Below are 21,173 nucleotides of genomic sequence, written 5' to 3' on the forward strand. Positions count from 1 at the left end.
AATACATTCAGGGCGCTCCGCCTGCGGAGCGTCTCAGGTCGCCGATTCGAGAGGAAGACTGGACGCTATGACGATACCGGACAAGCAGTACGTGGACTGGCTGGTCGAGCAATCGATGCTTAATGCCGCAAGACAGCGCGCCAAGACCTATTCGGGGCAGGGCAGGCTCTGGCAGCGTCCTTTCGCCCTTGCGCGTCCCAGAGATGCATCCGCCATTGCGTCAGTCTGGTTCACCGCCTATCCGGCTTCTATCGTCACTCGCGAAGGTGGCTCGGTGCTGGAAGCGCTGGGTGATGAAACCCTGTGGCACGCGCTGTCGGAGATCGGCATTCAGGGCATTCACAACGGCCCGCTGAAGCTGTCCGGCGGGCTGAAAGGCCGCGAGCGGACTCCGAGTATCGATGGCAACTTCGACCGCATCAGTTTCGGCATCGACCCTGATCTGGGCACCGAAGCACAGCTGTTGAGCCTGTCGCGCATCGCTGCAGCGCACAACGCGGTGATCATCGATGACATCATCCCGTCGCACACCGGCAAGGGCGCAGACTTCCGTCTTGCCGAGCTGGCGTACGAGGATTACCCAGGCCTGTTCCACATGGTCGAGATCCGTGAGGAAGACTGGCCGCTGTTACCTGAAGTGCCGACCGGTCGCGACGCAGTCAACCTGATGCCCGATGTGGTCGATCAGTTACGCGACAAGCATTACATCGTCGGTCAGTTGCAACGGGTGATTTTCTTCGAGCCTGGCGTCAAGGAAACCGACTGGAGCGCCACCGATGTGGTGCATGGCGTCGATGGCAAGGCCCGCCGCTGGGTCTACCTGCATTATTTCAAGGACGGCCAGCCTTCATTGAACTGGCTGGACCCAAGTTTTGCCGCGCAGCAGATGATCATCGGTGACGCGCTGCATGCCATTGATGTGATGGGCGCGCGAGTACTGCGTCTGGACGCCAACGGCTTCCTTGGTGTCGAGCGTCGCGCCGAAGGCACTGCCTGGTCGGAAAGCCACCCGCTGTCGATCACCGGTAACCAGCTACTGGCCGGTGCGATCCGCAAGGCAGGCGGTTTCAGCTTCCAGGAACTCAACCTGACCATCGATGACATCGCGTCCATGGGGCAGGGCGGCGCTGACCTGTCCTACGACTTCATCACGCGACCGGCCTATCAGCATGCACTGTTGACCGGCACCACCGAGTTCCTGCGCTTGATGCTGCGTCAGGTGCATGCGTACGGCATCGATCCGGCATCGCTGATCCATGCCTTGCAGAACCACGATGAGCTGACTCTGGAGCTGGTGCATTTCTGGACGCTGCACGCCCATGACACCTTCCATTACCAGGGGCAGACGTTCCCGGGCAATATCCTGCGCGAGCACATCCGTGAAGAGATGTACGGGAAGTTGTCCGGTGAACACGCGCCGTACAACCTCAAGTTCGTCACCAATGGTGTCTCCTGCACGACGGCCAGCATCATCACCGCGGCGCTGGGCATTCGTGATCTGAGCACGATCAGCGATGCAGACATTCAGCAGATCCAGCACATCCACCTGCTGCTGGTGATGTACAACGCCATGCAGCCGGGAGTGTTTGCCTTGTCGGGCTGGGACCTGGTCGGCGCCTTGACGCTGCCGGCCGAGCAGGTCGACCACCTGATGCAGGACGGTGATACTCGCTGGATTCATCGGGGTGCCTACGATCTGGTGGATCTGGACCCGGAAGCTGAATTTTCTGCTGGTGACATGCCGCGTCCGAAGACGCTGTATGGCAGCCTGGTCAGTCAGCTCCAGCGACCCGATTCGTTTGCCTCGCAGCTCAAGAAAATTCTTGCTGTGCGCCGCGCCTACGACATTGCAGCAAGCCGCCAGATTCTGATTCCCGACGTCGAGCATCCAGGGCTGTTGGTCATGGTGCACGAGTTGCCTGCCGGCAAGGGCACGCAGATCACCGCGCTCAACTTCAGCTCAGAGACTATTGTCGAAACGCTGCACCTGCCTGGCATCGCGCCGGGTCCGGTGGTCGATATCATCAACGAGCGGGTCGAGGGCGATCTGACCGATCAGGGCGAGTTCACCATCACGCTGGATGCCTACGAAGGGCTTGCCCTGCGTGTGGTGAGCACCTTGCCGATCTAGGCGCCCCCTGGCTGCTGTTTCTTCAGACGATAGGCAAACTGGGCGCGACTCAGGCCCAGTAAACGCGAGGCGGCCGCCAGGTTGCCTTCGCTCTCGTCCAGCGCTTCGTGGATCAGGCGCCGTTCGAGGTCGTCGATGGAGAATGCCTGGCCTGACTGCCCCAAAGTGTCCAGCAGTCTGGCAGTCGAGGACTGCCGGGTTTCTGAAACAGAGGTCTGCCGCAAAGTGCCCTCGGGGTTCAACGAGTAGGAGTCCTCCGGTAACGACTCGTTGCGGAAGATATGCACCAGATCAATCGCCTGGCCCTCGTCGCTGGCAATCAGCCCACGCTCGATCAGGTTCTGCAGCTCGCGCACATTCCCGGCGAAGTCATAACGCAGCAACGTCTTCAATGCTCGCATGGTCAAGCCGGCCGGCGTCCTGCCGTACTCCTGACAGAATCTTTTGAGAAAGGCGTTGATCAGCAACGGAATGTCATCGCGGCGTTCGCGTAATGGGGGCAGGGTGATCGGGTAAACATTCAGGCGGTAGAACAGGTCCTCGCGGAACTCGCCATCGGCCACCGCCTTGCGCAAGTCGACGTTGGTCGCCGCCACCACCCGAACATTGACCTTGATACCGTGGCCGCCCCCGACGCGTTCGATCTCCCGCTCTTGCAGGGCGCGCAGCAGTTTGCTTTGCCCGGCCAGGCTCAGGGAGGTAATTTCATCCAGAAACAGCGTGCCGCCATTGGCGCGCTCGAAACGCCCGGGCCTTGAGTGCGTCGCCCCGGTGTATGCCCCACGCTCGACACCGAACAGCTCGGCTTCGATCAGGTTATCGGGAATGGCTGCGCAGTTGAGCGCCACGAACGGGCCTTCGCGGTTGCGGCTGAGCTGGTGCAACTGGCGGGCGAACATTTCCTTGCCGACGCCGGATTCACCGCTGATCAATACCGTTGCCGGGGTCATTGCCACACGCTGCAGTGCCTGGGTGGCGGCGTTGAATGCGGCGCTGGCACCAATCAGCGGCTGCTCGGTGCCGGTGGGCGGACTTGCGTCATGGTTTGCTTTTGCCAGTGGAGGAGTTTGTTCAGGGGCAGTTGGTTTGACCACGCTCAGGTAGCCGAGGTCGCGTTCGACGTCGCCCCATTGTTCCGCGGTCTTGCCAACGACCCGGCAGTTCGCGTGGCCCATGCCGCGGCACTCCACTTCGCGGAAGACCACCATCTGCCCGAACAGGCCGCTGACAAAACCGGTGGCGTAGCCGATTTCGGTCCAGCACACCGAATCCTGCCCGATGCCATATGCCGCAACATGCTCGTCGGCTTCGCAGGAGTGGTGCCAGAGAAACTCCCCTTCGTAGAACCCGGACTCGGCGTCGAACTTGAAGTGCAACGGCTCGACCTTGGTCATGCCTTCCAGCGTGTGCAAGTGCGTACCGGCACGAAACGCCGATGTGGCATCAGCCAGTGGCCAGCGTTCGCGAATCAGCCGGGCGTCGCGCGCGCCAGACAGATAACCGGCGCGGGTGAACATTCCGCGCGCCTGCTCCTGCCCCAGACGCTCGATGATCTCGCGGCGCAAGGTGCCGAACGATGAGGTGTGCAGCAGCAACATGCGCTGATCGTTGAGCCAGATGCGCCCATCGTCAGGCGAGAAGAACAGGCAACCGGTCAATTCCTCGGCGGTCGGCGAGCCACTGGCGTCTGGCTGACTGCTGTCGCCCCGAGGCAGGAAGTGCTCAGTGGAGACGCTGTGGTCGGGAAGCTCGCAGTGAGGAATTCTCATTCTTGTACCTCGGCCCGGCATTGGTCTAAATGATCAATTCATGACTCGGTTAATAAACATAACTTTATCAAATGAACAAGCTCGGCCGCGCAGTATTTCCGGACCTTGATGTTTGCTCCGTTAATGAGGTTGCCGAAAAGTCTTGTTCCAGAGCGGTTGAGCGGCTATATGACAACCTGATTGCAATCCCGGCACAGGCTTTGCTCAGGCCTGTTTACGGCGCGTGCTGTCCATTGGAGTGGAGCAGGCGATTACAACCATAAAAGCCGGAGTCTGAATATGTCAGCGTCTGATGGCACCCCCCTGTTGTACCGCGCGATTGAAGCCGAATGTGTATTCAATGGCGACTGGATTCCTTCCTCATCCCCGTTATTGCCCGTCATCGAGCCTGCGACCGGCGAGCTGTTGATGAACACTGCCATGGCTGACGCGGCGGATATCGCCGTTGCCTGCCGGGAAGCTGCGCTTGCCCAGCCTGCCTGGGCGGCGCTGGGGCCTCGTGAAAAGGCTGAAATATTTTTGCTGGCCGCCGATCACGCGGTCTGTGCGTTCGATGAACTGGCTTTGTACGTGGCTCGGGAGAGCGGCGGCAGTCTGCACAAGGGCCAGCACGAAGTGAATGAGGCCATTGTGTTGCTGCGCCAGGCCGCGGGTATGCTTTCGCAGGCTCATGGTCACGGTCTGATGCTGCCCAGCGCTGCCGGTCGCCTGTCTTATGCACGGCGCGTCGCACACGGTGTGGTGGGGGTGATTTCGCCGTTCAACTTTCCGTTGGTGCTGTCCATGCGCTCGGTTGCTCCTGCGCTTGCCGCTGGCAATGCCGTGGTGCTCAAGCCTGACCCGCAGACGCCGATCAGTGGCGGTTTTCTGATTGCCAGGCTGTTCGAGGAAGCAGGGCTGCCCAAAGGGCTGTTGCATGTGTTGCCGGGGGCGGCGGATGCGGGCGAAGCGCTGTGCCGCGACACCAATGTACAGATGATCACGTTTACCGGTTCAACTGCGGCCGGACGCAAGGTTGCCGAGGCTGCCGGGCGCAATCTGAAGAAAGTGTCGCTGGAATTGGGAGGCAAGAACCCCCTGGTCATTCTCGAAGACGCCGACCTTGATCTGGCTGCCAGCAATGCAGCGTTTGGAGCCTGGCTCCATCAGGGGCAGATCTGCATGGCCACCGGCCTGATTCTGGTTCACGAATCGATTGTCGCCGACCTGACCCGCAAGCTGGCAGACAAGGCACGGGCGTTGACGGTCGGTAATGCGGCACGCGGTGAAGCTGCGTTGGGGCCGCTGATCAACAAACGCCAGTTGCAGCATGTACATCAGGTGGTCAGCGACAGCCTGCAAGCTGGTGCGCAGCTGGAAACTGGTGGTGAATACGAGGGCCTGTTCTATCGCCCTACAGTGCTCAGCGGCGTGAAGCCCGGTATGCGTGCATTCGAGGAGGAGATTTTTGGCCCGGTGGCCGTAGTGGTCAGTTTTTCCACCGATGAGGAGGCCATTGAACTGGCCAATCGCTCTGAATATGGCCTGGCCGCTGCCGTTATTTCCCCGAATGTGGGCCGCGCGACGGCGATTGGCGATCGACTGCGGTGCGGCATGCTGCACATCAATGACCAGACCGTGGCCGATGAGTGCATCAACTCGTTCGGCGGGCGCGGAGCGTCGGGCAACGGCTGCAGCGCAGGCAGCCCTTCAGACTGGGAGGAGTACAGCCAGTGGCAGTGGGTGACCGTGAAGAATCAGGCTCCGACCTACCCATTCTGAGGGTGCCTGGGCTTCCATGCTTTATTGCAAGTAGTGATGTGATGCAACGACAAAACGTGATCCAACAACAATAAGAGCGCGTGACTATGAACCTGAATAATAAAACACTGATCATTACGGGTGTGTCCTCCGGAATTGGCGCTGAGCTGGCGAGGGTGGCGCGCTTTCAAGGTGCCAGAGTGATTGGCATCGATCGTCATGAACCGCAACTGACCGTGGACGGATTCTTCCAGGCGGACCTGGCTGATCCTGACAGTATCAATGCGCTGGTCGAGCGCTTGCCCAGACAGATCGACGCCCTGTGCAACATCGCCGGCGTGCCCGGCACTACGCCGGTTCAGGCGGTCGCCCGAGTCAATTACCTGGGGCTGCGCCATCTGACCCAGTGTTTGCTGCCGCGCATGGCCCCAGGCGGCAGTATCGTCAACGTATCGTCGATACTCGGTGACCAATGGGTTAAACGGCTGGAGCTGCACAAGGCGCTGGCCGCCACTGAAAGCTACAGCGAAGGGCAGGCGTGGCTGGCAGCCAATCCGGTCGCTCAGGAGACCTGCTACCAGTACTTCAAGGAGGCGCTGATTGTCTGGAGCTTTCAGCAGTCGCAAGAGTGGTTTCGCGAGCAGTCGGTGCGTGTCAACTGCGTCGCGCCGGGCCCGGTGTTCACACCTATTCTGGGGGATTTTGTCAGCATGGTCGGCCAGGAGCGGGTCACCCGTGACGGCTTGCACATGAAGCGTCCTGCGCTGGCTGATGAGGTGGCCGAGGTGATTGCGTTTCTGTGTTCCGACGCATCGCGCTGGATCAACGGTGTCAACTTGCCGGTAGACGGAGGGCTGGCAGCTTCTTACGTGTAATGGCTGCAAGCGGTGCAACCCCGATGGCACGCTCGTGGCGTCGGGGATATTGAAAACAACAACAATAAGTACAGGAATCACAAGATGCCCAAGTCTATCTTGCGTACCGTTGCGACCGTATCAATCATCGGCCTTTCATCGACCACCTATGCCTATGACTTGCCCGGCCTTAATCTGGGCAACACCAGCTTCTACGACGGATCGCCAGCCCCGGCAGGGCCAGGCTGGTATCTGGAGGAATACCTGAACTACGCCAGGGCCGATCGCTTCAATGACGTGAATGGCGACAAACTGCAACTTCCCAAACAGGATGTGGATGTACTGGCCGTGACCACGCAGCTCATTTACGTCGGCCAGCCTTTGGCCAATGGCGCGATGCCGGGTATTACCGCAATCAACACGTCGCTGGCGCATGCCGACGTGGACGATGGTCTGGATAACACCGTGCTGAGTTCGCGTGCAGGGTTTGGCGATGTGATCATCGGCCCGTTTCTACAGTTACCGACGATAACTCGTGCTGACGGTAGCCCACTGTTGACCCAGCGTATCGAGGCGGATATTGCGATCCCGGTGGGTGCCTACAATCGCAATCGTTCGATCAACCCCGGCAGCAACTTCTGGTCGTTCAACCCATACTACGCAGCGACTTACTGGTTTTCCCCGAAATGGTCGGCCAGCGGGCGTTTCATGTACTTGTGGAACGGCAAGAATGACGACCCGCAAGCCGGGTTCGGCAATGTCTCCGACACTCAGGCGGGCCAGGCGCTGCATGCCAACCTGACCGTGCAATACGCAGTGACCGAACAGCTTTCGCTGGGGCTCAACGGCTACTGGCTCAAGCAGTTCACGGACACCCAGGTGGATGGCCATGATGTCAGTGGCCGCAAGGAAAAAGTCTGGGCCATCGGCCCCGGCTTCCTGTACGCCTTCAGCAAGGAGAACGTCCTGACGGTCAACAGCTACTTCGAGCAGGGTGCGGAAAACCGCACCGAAGGCAACAAGCTGGTGCTGAATTTTCTGCACAAGTTGTAAGGTTTGTATGGTTATCTGCCAATGCGTAGCGTGCAGTTCGTCTCAGATGCGGCGAAACTGCATGATTTGCCGTCAGCCGCTGCCACAAAGCGCTTTTTTATTGCGATGGCACTGACGACGCAGAGTGCGACCTTAGTGACGGCTGAGCCTTGGCGCTGATCCGGGGGTAGCCTGGCAGGACGCCAGGCTAGCCGCACCGGGCCATGGATGGCCCGTTGCGGCGACCCCCGGATCAGCGTCAGGGCGAAGGAACCCGACGAAGTCGGGCCGGAAACAGGAGCGAAGGGTTTTGCCTACTTTGGCCCCATCAAAGTAGGTCGCCGAGGTGCGAAAAGGTGACCTGAGTCGAACCTCAATCCACCTGAAGTCGCAGAACCGCGATGTGACGAACAGTGTCACGAAATGCATCACGCGGAACGTGAGGACGATGGACCTGATCACCTCGACTCTGCAACCTTGAGTTCACGCTTCTCGAGGGCGACCGACCTGGACAGCACCGTGATCGCCGCCAGTGCGGCAATCACCAGGCCGGGTGAGGTGGCCAACAGTACGCCAGCGGTTCCCGCACCGGCTCCGAGCAGATGCCCGGCAGCCAAAGGGCCGGCCACAGAGCCGAGGCGGCCGATGGCTACCGCAGCGCCGACACCGGTGGCACGTACCGAAGTCGGGTACGAAGGAGGGGCCAGCGCATACAGCACCAGTTGCGCGGCCATCACAAATACCCCGGCAGCAAACCCGGCAATTGCCATCGGCACGATGCCGACCGACATGCCCACGCCCGCCAACGCAGCCAGCAAACCGGCGTAGACGAACAGCACGACCTTGGTGCCGTTGCAGCGATCCAGCAACAGCCCGCCCAGTAGCGAGCCCAGCGCGCCGCCAATATTGAACAGCATCTGCACCAGGCCCGCCTGAGGTTTGCTGAAACCCTGGCCGATCAACAGCGACGGCAGCCAGTTGAGCAGCATGTACATGACGGTCAGGGTAAAAAAGTAGCCGACCCACAAGGCCAGTGTCGTGCGAGCTCTGCCTTCGCCGAACAGTGCGCTGGCACTTGAATGCCGGGCAGCGCTGGCAGTCGTTTGCTGTTTAAAGGCACTGGATTCGGGCAGTAACAGGATCATCAACGGGACCACCAGCAGTGGCACCAGACCACCGATGATGAAAGTTGTCTGCCAGTGCTCGCTGGTAAACATCGCGACCACCGCAGCCAGGGCTCCGCCCAGCGGAACGCCTGCATACATGACGCTGATGGCGAGCCCGCGATGGCGTTCGCCGACAGCTTCGGCGCACAAGGCGATCAGGTTGGGCAGCGCAGCCCCCAGCCCCAGGCCGGTCATGAAGCGCACCAGCAACAGGGCAGAAAAGCTTTCGACATAAGCAGTGCTCAGCGAGAAGACCCCGAACAGCAGTACTGCGCTTACCAGAATCTTCTTGCGGCCGATGCGATCCGCAATCCAGCCGCCAAAAAAAGCGCCCGGCAGCAGCCCGATGATCCCTGCACTGAATACCCAGCCCATCATTTTCGGGTCAAGGGCAAAGCTTTGACGAAGTCCCGCCGCCGCCGTCCCGGCAGCCTGCAGGTCGAAACCTTCGATGAGTGCGACGATAGAACACAAGATGATGGTCAGCGTCGAACGACGCAACGAACTGTTCATGGCAAGCCTCATTGTTGTTTTTGTTGTGGAGAAAAGCCTGTTCCCGAGCGCCGACGAGGCGTTGTGACAGGTGCTGATCAAGGTAACAAAAATAACTAAAAAATGAATCCGGACCAATAATTCAATAAAAGCAGGAATTAGTCTTTTTAAAACATTGAGTTAGGGAGGTATTTAAAGAGTGGTAGTTAAGTAGTTAACATTATTAATGTTCGATTATCGGTCACTCTGGATTGACGTCGATACGAAATCCTCCAATTCTCCTCCAACGGACCTGCGGCCAGCGCCGGACCGAATCCAAAAACAACAACAATAAGTGGACATCCAACATGCCAACGCTCACTCGTGGTGCAGCAAAAGCTGTGTCAACTCTCTTTTTCCGTGGGAAAAATTGCGGTCTCGCGCTGGGCCTGCTGGGCGTCAGCGCTATACCTGACCTCGTACAGGCTCAGGGGTTTCTGGAGGACAGCCACGGCACCTTGACGCTGCGCAATTATTATATGGACCGTGATTACAAGGACGATGGTGCCAAAACAGCCACACGGGAGTGGGCGCAGGGGGTCATTATCAACGCCGAATCCGGCTTCACAGAAGGACCGGTGGGCTTCGGTCTTGATGCGCGAACGCTGGCGGGTGTAAAGCTTGATTCTTCGCCAGACCGCAGCGGTACCGAGCTATTGCCGATATCGGCCAGTGACGGACGGGCTGCTGACGAGTATTCCCGACTGGCGCTGACCGGCAAGCTTAAATTCCGCGAAACCACAATCAAGACTGGCGACGTGTCGATTTTTCTGCCGTTTGCTTTCGCCAGCCCCTCACGCCTGTTGCCGCAGACTTTTCGGGGCACGACGCTGACCTCAAAGGACATCGACGGCTTGACCTTCAATGCCGGCTATATTGATCGGGTCAACAAGCGCGATTCCAGCAACTATCAGGCAATGACCATCGCTTCGCCGAACCGGCGCTTCAATGGTGCAGCAACGTCATCGCACATGGCCTATGTCGGGGGCGACTATCAGGTCAACAAGGAGCTCAGCATACGCGCGTATCACGCTGAAGTGGCTGATCTTTATACTCAGAACACGCTCGCGCTACTACACAAACTGGCAATCGGCGATGGCGTGCTGACCACTGATCTGCGCAGCTTTTTCAGTAGCGACACGGGCAGCGCGAAAGCCGGAGACGTGGATAACCAGAACCTGTCGGCGCTGTTGGGTTACAAGTGGGGAGGGCACAGCGTCAGCCTTGGCTATATGCATTCGAGCGGCGATACCGCTACACCCTATGTATCGGGCACCGAACTGATGGGGTTGAGCGAGATGACCATGAGTTCTGACTTTCTCAATGCCAAGGAGCGTACCTGGCAAGCCATTTACGACTATGACTTCACTGCCGTGGGGCTTGTCGGGTTACGCAGTCGCCTGCGTTATGTGCGCGGCGACAACATCGAACTGGCCGCTTTCAATGCCGATGATCGCAAGGAGCGTGAGTTTCAGATGGAGCTGGGCTACGTCGTTCAGAGCGGCCCGCTGAAGAATATCGGCCTGCTGGCGCGCAAGTCGATCTATCGCAACGACTTCCCCGCAGGCGCCGCCTTTCGCGATGAAAACCAGACGCGCTTTATTGTTCAGTACAGCTTGCCACTCTGGTAATCAGCCCGTCATCGACGGCAAAAATCGCCGTTGATGACGGATTTTTACGATTGGTAGACCTTTTTCAGCAGCCTGAGCAGGTCCTGACGTTCCTGGTTATCCAGCGCCGAAGTGGAATCGAGGTCACTGTCGGCGGCGATCTGTTTCAGTTCGCGCAGCAATGTCTCGCCGCTCTTGCTGAGGAAGATGCCATACGAGCGTTTGTCTGGCTTGCAGCGAACCCGCACGGCCAGTGCACGTTCTTCGAGCTTGTTCAGCAACGGTACGACCTGGGGCGGTTCGATAGCCAGCGCCTTGGCCAGGTCTGCCTGCATAAGGCCCGGGTTTTGCTCGATGATCGCCAGCGCCGAAAACTGCGCCGGGCGCAGGTCGTGGGCGGAAAGACGTCCGATCAGGTTCTGGAACAGCTTGAGCTGTGCCCGGCGCATGGCATAACCGATCAGATCATCCAGCGCAGAATCCGTTGGCAAAGCTGCTTCGGCAACCTGTGCGGAGGCCTGGCAAATGTCGGCAATGTCGGATGGCTTGGCCATTGAAAGTGCAGTCCTTTTGATGGGGTGGGTCAATCAGCCGATCAGTTTGCCGAGGTTAGCGAACGATAGCTATGGGGTATACGTCACTGTGACCAGCCTGTGCAGGCAGAGTGCCGACTTTTTGATTAATAACGCTAACAGTTAATTGACATAACTATATTTGCCGTTTAGCTTTGAGCTATCGTCAAGCCAAGAACAAGAGAGTATCGCCATGAGCAAGTACGAAGGTCGCTGGGCAACCGTCAAGGTCGAAATTGAGCAAGGCATCGCGTGGGTCATACTCAATCGGCCTGAAAAGCGCAATGCCATGAGCCCGACCCTGAACCGTGAAATGATCGATGTGCTGGAAACACTCGAGCAGGATCCCGACGCAGGTGTTCTGGTGTTGACCGGTGCGGGCGAGGCCTGGACTGCCGGCATGGACCTCAAGGAGTACTTTCGTGAGGTGGACGCCGGACCGGAGATTCTTCAGGAAAAAATCCGTCGCGAGGCCTCCCAGTGGCAATGGAAGATGTTGCGCATGTACGCCAAACCGACCATCGCAATGGTCAACGGCTGGTGTTTCGGCGGGGGCTTCAGCCCGCTGGTGGCATGTGACCTGGCGATCTGCGCCGATGAAGCGACCTTCGGGCTGTCGGAAATCAACTGGGGCATTCCGCCTGGCAATCTGGTGAGCAAGGCTATGGCCGATACCGTGGGTCATCGCCAGTCGCTTTACTACATCATGACCGGCAAGACCTTCGATGGTAAGAAAGCCGCTGAAATGGGGCTCGTCAATGAGAGCGTGCCGCTGGCACAACTGCGTCAGGTGACCATAGACCTGGCCCTCAACCTGCTGGAAAAGAACCCGGTGGTACTGCGCGCCGCCAAGCACGGCTTCAAGCGCTGCCGCGAACTGACCTGGGAGCAGAACGAAGACTACCTGTATGCCAAACTCGATCAGTCACGACTGCTGGACAAGGAAGGCGGGCGCGAGCAAGGCATGAAGCAATTCCTCGACGACAAGAGCATCAAACCAGGGTTGGAAGCTTATAAGCGGTAGATGGCAGCTGCACGCGTAAGGCTTTGACTTGAGGCTTGCATTGCAAGGTTCGAGGCAGCCCTTGAACAACAATAACAAAGAGGAATGATCATGCTGGACGTGCCCCTGCTGATCGGCGGCCAGTCGTGCCCCGCCCGTGATGGACGTACATTTGAACGCTGTAACCCGGTGACTGGCGAAGTGGTTTCGCGTGTGGCCGCAGCGACCCTGGAAGATGCCGATGCAGCAGTCGCGGCTGCTCAGGCTGCGTTCCCTGCCTGGGCTGCGCTGGCACCCGGCGAGCGCCGAGCGCGCCTGCTCAAGGCTGCCGAGCAGTTGCAGGCGCGCAGTGGCGAATTTATCGCTGCCGCTGGCGAAACCGGGGCGATGGCCAACTGGTATGGCTTCAACGTACAACTGGCCGCCAGCATGCTGCGCGAAGCTGCGTCGATGACCACGCAGATTACCGGTGAAGTCATTCCCTCCAATGTGCCCGGCTGCTTTGCCATGGCGCTGCGCCAACCCTGCGGCGTGGTACTTGGTATCGCACCGTGGAATGCGCCGGTGATTCTTGCTACCCGCGCAATCGCCATGCCGCTTGCCTGCGGTAACACCGTGGTGCTCAAGGCATCGGAGCTCAGCCCTGCAGTGCATCGGCTGATCGGTCAGGTATTGCAGGATGCCGGGCTGGGCGACGGTGTCGTCAACGTGATCAGCAATGCGCCTGCCGATGCTGCGGCGATTGTCGAGCGTCTGATCGCCAACCCGGCCGTGCGTCGAGTCAATTTCACCGGTTCGACCCATGTGGGGCGTATCGTCGGTGAGCTCTCGGCACGCCATCTGAAACCGGCACTGCTTGAACTGGGCGGCAAGGCACCGTTTCTGGTGCTGGACGACGCTGATCTGGATGCGGCGGTGGAAGCGGCCGCATTTGGTGCCTATTTCAATCAGGGCCAGATCTGCATGTCCACCGAACGGTTGATCATTGATCGGAAGGTGGCGGATGCCTTTGTTGCAAAACTGAGCGCCAAGATCGAAACGTTGCGTGCCGGCAACCCGGATGACAGTGAATCGGTGCTGGGGTCGCTGGTAGACGTCGGGGCTGGCACGCGCATCAAGGCGTTGATCGATGACGCTGTGGATCTGGGCGCAACGCTGGTGATTGGCGGGCAGTTACAGGGCAGCATTCTGCAACCGACGTTGCTCGACGGCGTGACTGACACCATGCGCCTGTACCGCGAAGAGTCCTTCGGGCCGGTGGCTGTGGTGATCCGTGGCGAAGGTGACGAGGCGTTATTGCGGCTGGCCAATGATTCGGAATTCGGCCTCTCGGCGGCAATTTTCAGTCGCGACACCAGCCGCGCTCTAGCGCTTGCGCAGCGGGTCGAGTCGGGTATCTGCCACATCAACGGACCGACTGTGCACGACGAGGCGCAAATGCCCTTTGGCGGGGTCAAGTCCAGCGGGTATGGCAGTTTCGGTGGCAAGGCTTCTGTCGAGCATTTTACTCAGTTGCGCTGGGTGACCTTGCAAAACGGGCCGCGGCACTACCCGATCTGAATCCTCCGGCGCTGGCGTCACCGAACTGTTGCAAAAGACCGTGTCGCCAGCAAGTCAGGCATAACAATAACAAGGCTGCAGCCTGTGCTGCTACGCCCCGCCCGAACCGCTGCAAGCCGTTGGGTGTCTGCGTACCTTGATGGAGAGAACGCACGTGAGTTCCGATATCAGATCATCAACGCTGCACAGTGAAGATAGCTCACCACGCTATCGCCAGGTCTCCATCGGTCATCCGCCCATCGAGGTGCGGGAAGAGCAGGGCATTTTGCATATGCGCGCTCTGGAACCACTGGCGCAATTGCCCGATCGCTTGCTCGACCGATTGGTGTACTGGGCCAGCATCCGTCCGCAGCAAACCTTTATTGCCGCCCGCGACAGCCGTGGTGGCTGGCGCAAGGTCAGTTACGCCGACATGCTCACAGACGTGCGCGCCATCGCGCAGAGCCTTCTGGCGTATGGCCTCTCCGCCGAGCGGCCGTTGGCGCTGCTCTCGGGTAACGACATCGAGCATTTGCAGCTTGCACTGGGTGCCATGTACGCGGGGATTCCCTATTGCCCGGTATCGCCAGCGTATTCAGTCATGTCCCAGGATTTCGCCAAGCTGCGGCATGTTTGCGAAGTGTTGCAGCCAGGACTGGTGTTTGTCAGCGAAGCCGCGCCGTTTCAGCGCGCCATTGATGCGGTCATTCCAGCGGATACGCCGATCATCACTGTACGCGGCCAACTCGCTGGCAGGCGTCCACTGAGCTTCGCCAGCCTGTTCGATCAGCCTGGCGGCCGTGAAGCCGAGGCGGCTTTTCTGGCCAGTGGTCCGGACAGTATCGCCAAGTTCCTGTTCACCTCGGGCTCGACCAAACTGCCCAAGGCCGTAGTGACCACGCAGCGCATGCTGTGTGCCAATCAGCAGATGCTGCTGCAGACATTTCCGGTGTTCGGCGAAGAGCCGCCCGTGCTGGTCGACTGGCTACCGTGGAATCACACCTTCGGCGGCAGCCATAACCTCGGTATCGTGTTGTACAACGGTGGCACGTTCTATCTGGACAACGGCAAACCGACCGTCCAGGGTTTTGCCGAAACCCTGCGCAACCTTAAGGAAATCTCGCCGACGGCCTACCTGACCGTGCCCAAGGGCTGGGAAGAGCTGGTCAACGCGCTGGAGCAGGACGCCGAACTGCGTGAGCGATTCTTCTCGCGCATGAAACTGTTCTTCTTCGCCGCAGCCGGCCTGTCGCAAAGTATCTGGGATCGTCTTGACCGTGTCGCCGAGCAGCATTGTGGCGAACGGATTCGCATGATGGCCGGGTTGGGCATGACCGAGGCTGCGCCTTCCTGCACGTTCACCACCGGACCGCTGTCGATGGCCGGCTATATCGGCTTGCCTGCGCCAGGATGCGAAGTGTGTCTGGTGCCGGTGGACGGTAAGCTGGAAGGCCGTTTTCGCGGGCCGCACATAATGCCAGGCTACTGGCGCTCGCCGCAGCAGACTGCCGACGTGTTCGACGAAAACGGTTTTTATTGCTCCGGCGATGCAATCAAGCTCGCCGATCCCGCGGCACCCGAGCTGGGCCTGATGTTCGACGGGCGTCTGGCCGAGGACTTCAAACTGTCGTCCGGCGTGTTTGTCAGCGTCGGACCAATGCGCAACCGCGCAGTGCTGGAAGGCTCGCCGTACGTGCAGGATGTGGTCATCACCGCGCCTGATCGCGAATGCCTGGGTGCGCTGGTGTTTCCTAGATTGCACGAATGTCGCCAATTGGCCGGGCTGGATGCACAGGCTTCTGATACACAGGTGTTGGCCAGTGCGCCGGTACGTGCGTGGTTCGGCGAATGGCTGACCCGCCTGAACCAAGGTGCGAATGGCAATGCCAGCCGTCTGGAGTGGATCGTGCTGCTTGACGAACCCGCGTCTATTGATCGTGGCGAAATCACCGACAAGGGTTCGATCAACCAGCGTGCGGTGCTGCAGTGGCGGGCAGAAATAGTCGAAGCGCTTTATCGTGATCAGTCCCCGGATAAAATCAGTGCCGAGCCGACGGCATGAGCAGCGGCGGGCAATATCTGGCGTTCAGCGACGTGGCCATTGTCGACGCAGTGCGCACGCCGTGGGTCGATCTGGGCGGCGCTCTGGGGCATATTTCACCCATCGATCTGGGTATAAAGGTCGGTCGTGAGGTTTTGGCGCGTGCAGCCACTCAGCCAGGTCAGGTCGACAGCGTACTGACCGGCTCGATGGCGCAAGCCAGTTTCGACGCGTACCTGCTGCCCCGGCATGTCGGCCTGTACAGCGGCGTCGCGCAAAGCGTTCCGGCGCTGGGCGTGCAGCGCATCTGCGCCACAGGTCTCGAACTGTTGCGTCAGGCCGCTCAGCACGTGAGCGAAGGCGGGCAGATGGCGCTGTGCGTTGCTGCCGAATCGATGTCGCGCAACCCGATTGCGGCCTATACCCATCGCGACGGCTTCCCGCTGGGCGGTGCCGTGCAGTTCAAGGACTTTCTCTGGGAAGCGCTGTACGACCCGGCACCGGCAATGGACATGATTGCTACGGCGGACAATCTTGCAAAACGTTACGGCTTGAGCCGTGAGGCCGTCGACGGTTATGCATTGCTCAGCCATCAGCGCGCACTGCAATCGCAGCTTGGCGGCCAATGGGCTGGCGAAATTGTGCCGGTCAGCAGCGAGCGCTTTGAGCTGGAGGGGTACCAGCCGCGCAGCATCGAGTTGCCGCGAGGAGTTGAAACGGTCACGCAGGACAGCCATCCGCGAGCGACCACCCTGGCGGCCTTGTCCCGTTTGCGCGCCATTCATGCTGATGGTGTGCAGACCGCAGGCAACAGCTGTGCGGTGGTCGATGGCGCGGCAGCGGCATTGGTGGGCCGCGCTTCGCAGTCACAAAGACCGGTGCTGGCGCACCTGCTGGCCAGTGCTGTGATTGGCGTCGCGCCAGAGTTCATGGGCATTGGCCCGACGCCTGCCGTTGAGCTGTTATTGCAGCGCAGCGGGCTGGCGCTGGGCGACATTGGCCGGCTGGAAATAAACGAAGCGCAGGCCGCCCAGATGCTGGCGGTGACACAAACGCTGGAACTGGAAAGCGAACGACTCAACTGTCTGGGCGGCTCATTGGGCCTGGGCCACCCGTTGGCAGCCACCGGGCTGCGTCTGGTCATGACCCTGGCCCGGCAATTGCGCGAAAAAAACCTGCGCTACGGGATTGCCGCCGCCTGCGTAGGGGGCGGGCAGGGCATGGCGCTACTGATCGAGAATCCGGCATTCATCGCCTACTGAGCCTGCCCCTCTTATCCATGACGCGAACGCAAAATTCAGCCATTTATGGAGCTGCACTTGACGCAGGTCATCTTTTAGCGCTTGACCGAATTGAAGTGAACAGTGACTCTCGCGTCTCTCAACACTACGGAACCCGTCTATGCGTGCCCTCGCTGAGCTTTCTTTCGATTTCGTCTGGCATTTGATGTTCACGGATGACGATCAGCTCGACCAGGATCTGGCGGTACGCTCGCTGGAAAATCTGTCTGACTACTTTTCGGCGATGTCCGACGAAGAGAAAAGAGCGTTCATCGCTGTGGCGCATGAACGCAAGGCTCGTCTTTTTGCAGTGCCCGATGCCGATGGCTACTCGCCGATGCTGCAGACCACTGAAGACCAAGCACAGTTTCTTGATCATGTGGTGTCCGGAAAATTCTTCCAGCAGTTTGAAGAGCCCGCGGCTGTTTATGCCAGCGACCGCGTGGTACCGATTCGCAGCAACTGAGCTGCCGGCTGCGGCTAGTCGCGTGCAGTTTCCGGTAACCTGGCAATCACCTTGATTTCAAAATCAAAGCCATAAAGCCAGGTGACGCCGACGCCCGTCAGGGTCGGGTGCGGCGCGTTGCCCCAGAATTCCGGGACCACCTTCCATATACGCTCAAACTTCGCTTCGGGGTCGACAATGAACACCGTCACGTCGACCACATCATCGAACGTGCAGCCAGCGGCCAGCAGAATGGCGTTGAGGTTGGTGAACGCCAGGCGCACCTGCTTTTCGAGATCCGGCTCCGGTGAGCCATCTTCGCGACTGCCCACTTGTCCAGAAACAAACAGAAAACCATTGGAACGTACGGCGGGCGAATAGCGATTGCGCTCGTAAAGCGCCTGACGACCAGCGGGGAAAACGACGTCACGGTGTGGCATGGGTGCCTCCATCAAAGGGTCGAGTGACCTGAAATCAGTGGTGAGGCCACTGTAGGGACTTGCGCCGAACCGATAAACGAGCAACCGTACTCAGCACTGTTTGGAGAACCCAAACAATCCGGCAGGCCAGCGTGACGAGACAGGCAGGGCGAGAATGGACCGTTTTGACGCGATGCAAGCGTTTGCCCGAGTGGTGGAAACAGGCAGCTTCACCAAAGCTGCCGCCACGCTGCACATGAGCAAGACCAGCGTGACGCAGCTGGTGCAGCAACTGGAGGCACGCCTGCGGGTCAGGCTGCTCAACCGCACCACACGCAAGGTGAACGTGACTGCCGACGGCGCAGCCTATTACGAGCGCGTGGTCAGGCTGCTGGCCGACATGGATGACGCGGAGACCAGCCTTTCCGACGCGACGTCGCTGCCCAGAGGTCGATTGCGCGTGGACGTGCCGAGCCCGTTTGCCAGCATGCTGTTGATGCCTGCGCTGCCTGGTTTCCATGCCCGCTATCCGGACATCCAGATCGACATGGGTGTCAGCGACCGTATTGTCGACATGATTGGCGAAAATGTTGACTGCGTCGTGCGCGGTGGTGAAGTAACCGATCAGTCACTGATCGCGCGGCGGGTGGGCGACCTGCAACTGGGTGTGTACGCCGCGCCGTATTATCTAACGCGAATGGGCACGCCTGTTCACCCGCGCGAACTTGAAGATTCTGCCCATCGTATCGTTGGCTACCTGTGGGCGCGCACCAGCAAGGCGCTGCCATACGCAATGCACCGCGACGGTGAAAAGGTCCATGTGCAGGGCCGCTATGCGCTGGCGGTAGATGATGGCAATGCCTACATTGCCGCAGGTCTGGCCGGAATGGGCATTCTCTGGCTACCGGACTACATGGCCAGGCAGCATCAGGTGCGCGGCGACCTGATACCGCTGTTTAAAGACTGGCAGCTGGACAGCATGCCGATGTACGTGGCATTCCCGCCGAACCGGCATATCAGCATCAAGGTGCGTGTGTTCATTGACTGGATTACCGAGCTGATGGCCGAGCATGCGCCTGTCAGTCAGCGTCACGGAGCCGAACAATCGTAATCTGCGCTCGCAGCATTGGCGACTTGCCATGTCAGGAATAGTGTTAAATTCTTGACCTGAGTATGAAAAGCTCAAGGCGGCGGGGATTCCATGCACTTGGGCAACATCGATTATTGGAGAACGACTTGATGACGCGTGTGCGAGTTTCGAAAGCATGTTGATTTCGATTGAACTGAAAAACTTCAAGAGTTACGAGAGTGCAAGTCTTCCGCTGGCAGCCATGACCTTTTTAATCGGTGCCAACGCTTCGGGCAAGAGCAACGTCCTTGAAGCTATTCGTTTGCTCAACTGGCTGGCCAAAGGCAGCCGTCTTGAAGACATCACACGATCAATTCAGAGTGGCGATGCGGTTGTTCGTGGGCAGGCAAATGATTTGCTGCGCGATCCTCTTGCGAGTTTCAGTTTGGGGGGCCGGTTTGAGGGCATGCCAAAGGGGTGGGGGCATTTTGAAATATCGATTGGCCTGGTAGCCGATCAGTTGGTCGTCACAGCGGAAAGCGTAGTGAAACCGGGCGAAGCGGTTCCTCTGTACCAGGTCGACGGTCGCGCCAATGACCATACCGATGAGATCAGGGTTGCCTACAACAACTTCAAACGAGGAAAAAACAAGCCTCATATTCCTTGTTCAAACCGACAAGCCATTTTCTATCAGCTCGAAACGCCAGGTCGATTTGAGTCGGCTCATCATGACTCACAGCGCATCATTCCTGCTGTTACAAAAGCCATACGTGAAACCTTGCGCAATGTGGTGTTTCTTGATCCGCGTCCTGCGCTGATGCGTGACTATGCTTATGTGAAGGACGACCTCATCAAAGAGGACGGCAGCAATCTGTCTGCGGTCCTATACAGGATTTCTCAAGAGCCGGAACAGAAAACCAGACTGCTCGCCTTTATCAAATCCTTGCCCGAACAGGACATCACCGACATAGAGTTTATAAAGACTGATCGCAACGACGTCATGGTGAGGCTGGTGGAGTCTTTCGGACAGAAAAGCAGAACCGTGGACGCACCGCTGCTCTCCGATGGGACCCTTCGCGTTTTAGCCGTCGGCGCAACGCTTTTAACCGCTCCTGAAGGAGCGCTGGTGGTTATCGAAGAGATTGACAATGGTGTCCATCCCAGTCGTGCGGAAACCCTTGTAAGACAACTCCGAGCTACCGCTGCCGAAAGAAAGCTGCGAGTCCTGCTGACATCACATAACCCTGCTTTGATGGATGCGTTGCCTGATAGTGCGCTGGCTGATGTGGTTGCCTGCTATCGCGATCCTGAACACGGCGACAGCCGTCTGGTGCGCCTGGGAGACCTGAGTCGCTATCCGGAACTGGTCGCGCAGGGGCCATTGGGGCAACTCATGACGCGGAGGGTCCTGGATCGTTTCTTGAAGGACGATACAACGGAAGATGAGCGCAAGGCACAAGCGCTGGACTGGTTGGCTGAATTGCGCCAAAACACAGATGGAGGAGCAGAATGACAGCCGTCTGCTTGATTGATACCTCTGTCTTCGTCGAAATTCTCAATGTGCCCATCAAGGCGCAACAACACATTGAAACCCTTCGTCAGTTAGAACAACGCATACTTGCTGGAGAGTCGCTGTTTTTGCCGATGGCTACGATACTCGAAACCGGCAATCATATTGGACAGAATGGAGACGGAGGCGCTCGACGTAAATGTGCAGAGCGTTTTGTCAGGCAGGTACAGGATGCATTGAAAGGGCGTTCCCCGTTCAAAGCCATCAGCTTCCTGCAAGAGGATGAAATGAGCGGTTGGTTGCGCGAGTTTCCAGAGCATGCAATGTGTGGCAGCGGGCTTGGTGATCTTTCCATCATTCATGACTGGAGACGACTCTGTTCTCTGAATCCATCGAGACGGGTTTATATCTGGTCTGAAGATGTACATCTCGGTGCGTTCGATCAACTGCCCCGGTTGTAAT

The 21,173-nt window shown here is 58.9% G+C and carries 17 protein-coding genes; 13 read left to right on the plus strand and 4 right to left on the minus strand.

Annotated features, from left to right (window positions below; translation table 11 throughout):
• Positions 1 to 67 precede the first annotated feature (67 nt).
• Complete coding sequence (gene treS / locus RYA97_RS06590; protein WP_117139893.1) at positions 68 to 2,131, plus strand: maltose alpha-D-glucosyltransferase; 2,064 nt, start codon at positions 68 to 70, stop codon at positions 2,129 to 2,131.
• On the opposite strand, the gene RYA97_RS06595 is transcribed toward treS, so the two are convergent.
• Positions 2,128 to 3,900, minus strand: a complete 1,773-nt coding sequence (locus tag RYA97_RS06595) for a sigma-54-dependent Fis family transcriptional regulator (protein ID WP_016981573.1) — start codon at positions 3,898 to 3,900, stop codon at positions 2,128 to 2,130. The genes treS and RYA97_RS06595 overlap by 4 nt on opposite strands.
• 279 nt (positions 3,901 to 4,179) lie before the next feature.
• On the opposite strand from RYA97_RS06595, the gene RYA97_RS06600 reads away from it, so the two are divergent.
• The 3 genes from RYA97_RS06600 to RYA97_RS06610 all read left to right on the plus strand — a co-directional run bounded on the left by RYA97_RS06600 (position 4,180) and on the right by RYA97_RS06610 (position 7,547).
• On the plus strand, positions 4,180 to 5,661 hold the full coding sequence (locus tag RYA97_RS06600; protein ID WP_010196543.1) for a benzaldehyde dehydrogenase: 1,482 nt from the start codon (positions 4,180 to 4,182) through the stop codon (positions 5,659 to 5,661).
• 86 nt (positions 5,662 to 5,747) lie between these two features.
• A complete protein-coding gene (locus RYA97_RS06605; RefSeq protein ID WP_005777097.1) occupies positions 5,748 to 6,515 on the plus strand; it encodes a coniferyl-alcohol dehydrogenase in 768 nt (255 codons plus the stop codon).
• An 84-nt stretch (positions 6,516 to 6,599) separates the two neighbouring features.
• Positions 6,600 to 7,547, plus strand: coding sequence for a transporter (locus RYA97_RS06610; RefSeq protein WP_004667647.1), 948 nt, complete (start codon positions 6,600 to 6,602; stop codon positions 7,545 to 7,547).
• A gap of 437 nt (positions 7,548 to 7,984) precedes the next feature.
• On the opposite strand, the gene mhpT is transcribed toward RYA97_RS06610, so the two are convergent.
• Positions 7,985 to 9,205 (minus strand): 3-(3-hydroxy-phenyl)propionate transporter MhpT, encoded by a 1,221-nt coding sequence (gene mhpT, locus RYA97_RS06615; protein WP_016981667.1) that lies wholly within the window; start codon positions 9,203 to 9,205, stop codon positions 7,985 to 7,987.
• A 326-nt stretch (positions 9,206 to 9,531) separates the two neighbouring features.
• Here mhpT and RYA97_RS06620 point away from each other — a divergent pair, with 326 nt between their 5' ends.
• Positions 9,532 to 10,854, plus strand: coding sequence for an OprD family porin (locus tag RYA97_RS06620; protein ID WP_005777103.1), 1,323 nt, complete (start codon positions 9,532 to 9,534; stop codon positions 10,852 to 10,854).
• A gap of 44 nt (positions 10,855 to 10,898) precedes the next feature.
• On the opposite strand, the gene RYA97_RS06625 is transcribed toward RYA97_RS06620, so the two are convergent.
• Entirely contained in the window at positions 10,899 to 11,387 is a 489-nt protein-coding gene (locus tag RYA97_RS06625) for a MarR family winged helix-turn-helix transcriptional regulator (protein WP_004665318.1), read from the minus strand.
• Between the two features lie 211 nt (positions 11,388 to 11,598).
• Between RYA97_RS06625 and RYA97_RS06630 the strand changes: the two genes are divergently transcribed.
• From RYA97_RS06630 to RYA97_RS06650, 5 genes are all read left to right on the plus strand, one after another.
• On the plus strand, positions 11,599 to 12,429 hold the full coding sequence (locus RYA97_RS06630) for a p-hydroxycinnamoyl CoA hydratase/lyase (RefSeq protein WP_002553454.1): 831 nt from the start codon (positions 11,599 to 11,601) through the stop codon (positions 12,427 to 12,429).
• Positions 12,430 to 12,519: 90 nt separating this feature from the next.
• Positions 12,520 to 13,968: an aldehyde dehydrogenase gene (locus RYA97_RS06635; RefSeq protein ID WP_010196555.1), complete on the plus strand. Its 1,449-nt coding sequence runs from the start codon at positions 12,520 to 12,522 to the stop codon at positions 13,966 to 13,968.
• Between the two features lie 154 nt (positions 13,969 to 14,122).
• On the plus strand, positions 14,123 to 16,009 hold the full coding sequence (locus tag RYA97_RS06640) for a feruloyl-CoA synthase (protein ID WP_005777105.1): 1,887 nt from the start codon (positions 14,123 to 14,125) through the stop codon (positions 16,007 to 16,009).
• Positions 16,006 to 17,250 carry a thiolase family protein gene (locus RYA97_RS06645; protein WP_016981670.1) on the plus strand — a complete coding sequence of 415 codons (1,245 nt, stop codon included), beginning with the start codon at positions 16,006 to 16,008 and terminating at the stop codon, positions 17,248 to 17,250. Before RYA97_RS06640 ends, RYA97_RS06645 begins: the two co-directional genes overlap by 4 nt.
• A gap of 139 nt (positions 17,251 to 17,389) precedes the next feature.
• Complete coding sequence (locus RYA97_RS06650) at positions 17,390 to 17,734, plus strand: hypothetical protein (RefSeq protein ID WP_005743753.1); 345 nt, start codon at positions 17,390 to 17,392, stop codon at positions 17,732 to 17,734.
• Positions 17,735 to 17,748: 14 nt separating this feature from the next.
• Here the strand turns inward: RYA97_RS06650 and RYA97_RS06655 are convergent, their stop codons facing one another.
• A complete protein-coding gene (locus RYA97_RS06655; protein ID WP_004665327.1) occupies positions 17,749 to 18,153 on the minus strand; it encodes a RidA family protein in 405 nt (134 codons plus the stop codon).
• A 154-nt stretch (positions 18,154 to 18,307) separates the two neighbouring features.
• On the opposite strand from RYA97_RS06655, the gene RYA97_RS06660 reads away from it, so the two are divergent.
• The 3 genes from RYA97_RS06660 (at position 18,308) to RYA97_RS06670 (ending at position 21,172) form a co-directional block, all read left to right on the plus strand.
• Positions 18,308 to 19,243 (plus strand): LysR family transcriptional regulator, encoded by a 936-nt coding sequence (locus RYA97_RS06660; RefSeq protein WP_117139891.1) that lies wholly within the window; start codon positions 18,308 to 18,310, stop codon positions 19,241 to 19,243.
• A 154-nt stretch (positions 19,244 to 19,397) separates the two neighbouring features.
• A complete protein-coding gene (locus RYA97_RS06665) occupies positions 19,398 to 20,714 on the plus strand; it encodes an AAA family ATPase (protein WP_004667643.1) in 1,317 nt (438 codons plus the stop codon).
• Positions 20,711 to 21,172, plus strand: coding sequence for a hypothetical protein (locus RYA97_RS06670; RefSeq protein ID WP_005731821.1), 462 nt, complete (start codon positions 20,711 to 20,713; stop codon positions 21,170 to 21,172). Before RYA97_RS06665 ends, RYA97_RS06670 begins: the two co-directional genes overlap by 4 nt.
• Position 21,173 lies beyond the last annotated feature (1 nt).

Origin of the sequence: Pseudomonas syringae group sp. 26L6, assembly GCF_032587815.1 — a bacterium.
Lineage (GTDB): Bacteria > Pseudomonadota > Gammaproteobacteria > Pseudomonadales > Pseudomonadaceae > Aquipseudomonas > Aquipseudomonas amygdali.

Excerpts from the sequence above, each read along its gene's own strand:
- treS (WP_117139893.1), top strand. The coding sequence starts at position 68 with ATGACGATACCGGACAAGCAGTACGTGGACTGGCTGGTCGAGCAATCG.
- RYA97_RS06595 (WP_016981573.1), bottom strand. The coding sequence starts at position 3,900 with ATGAGAATTCCTCACTGCGAGCTTCCCGACCACAGCGTCTCCACTGAG.
- RYA97_RS06600 (WP_010196543.1), top strand. The coding sequence starts at position 4,180 with ATGTCAGCGTCTGATGGCACCCCCCTGTTGTACCGCGCGATTGAAGCC.
- RYA97_RS06605 (WP_005777097.1), top strand. The coding sequence starts at position 5,748 with ATGAACCTGAATAATAAAACACTGATCATTACGGGTGTGTCCTCCGGA.
- RYA97_RS06610 (WP_004667647.1), top strand. The coding sequence starts at position 6,600 with ATGCCCAAGTCTATCTTGCGTACCGTTGCGACCGTATCAATCATCGGC.
- mhpT (WP_016981667.1), bottom strand. The coding sequence starts at position 9,205 with ATGAACAGTTCGTTGCGTCGTTCGACGCTGACCATCATCTTGTGTTCT.
- RYA97_RS06620 (WP_005777103.1), top strand. The coding sequence starts at position 9,532 with ATGCCAACGCTCACTCGTGGTGCAGCAAAAGCTGTGTCAACTCTCTTT.
- RYA97_RS06625 (WP_004665318.1), bottom strand. The coding sequence starts at position 11,387 with ATGGCCAAGCCATCCGACATTGCCGACATTTGCCAGGCCTCCGCACAG.
- RYA97_RS06630 (WP_002553454.1), top strand. The coding sequence starts at position 11,599 with ATGAGCAAGTACGAAGGTCGCTGGGCAACCGTCAAGGTCGAAATTGAG.
- RYA97_RS06635 (WP_010196555.1), top strand. The coding sequence starts at position 12,520 with ATGCTGGACGTGCCCCTGCTGATCGGCGGCCAGTCGTGCCCCGCCCGT.
- RYA97_RS06645 (WP_016981670.1), top strand. The coding sequence starts at position 16,006 with ATGAGCAGCGGCGGGCAATATCTGGCGTTCAGCGACGTGGCCATTGTC.
- RYA97_RS06650 (WP_005743753.1), top strand. The coding sequence starts at position 17,390 with ATGCGTGCCCTCGCTGAGCTTTCTTTCGATTTCGTCTGGCATTTGATG.
- RYA97_RS06655 (WP_004665327.1), bottom strand. The coding sequence starts at position 18,153 with ATGCCACACCGTGACGTCGTTTTCCCCGCTGGTCGTCAGGCGCTTTAC.
- RYA97_RS06660 (WP_117139891.1), top strand. The coding sequence starts at position 18,308 with ATGGACCGTTTTGACGCGATGCAAGCGTTTGCCCGAGTGGTGGAAACA.
- RYA97_RS06665 (WP_004667643.1), top strand. The coding sequence starts at position 19,398 with ATGTTGATTTCGATTGAACTGAAAAACTTCAAGAGTTACGAGAGTGCA.
- RYA97_RS06670 (WP_005731821.1), top strand. The coding sequence starts at position 20,711 with ATGACAGCCGTCTGCTTGATTGATACCTCTGTCTTCGTCGAAATTCTC.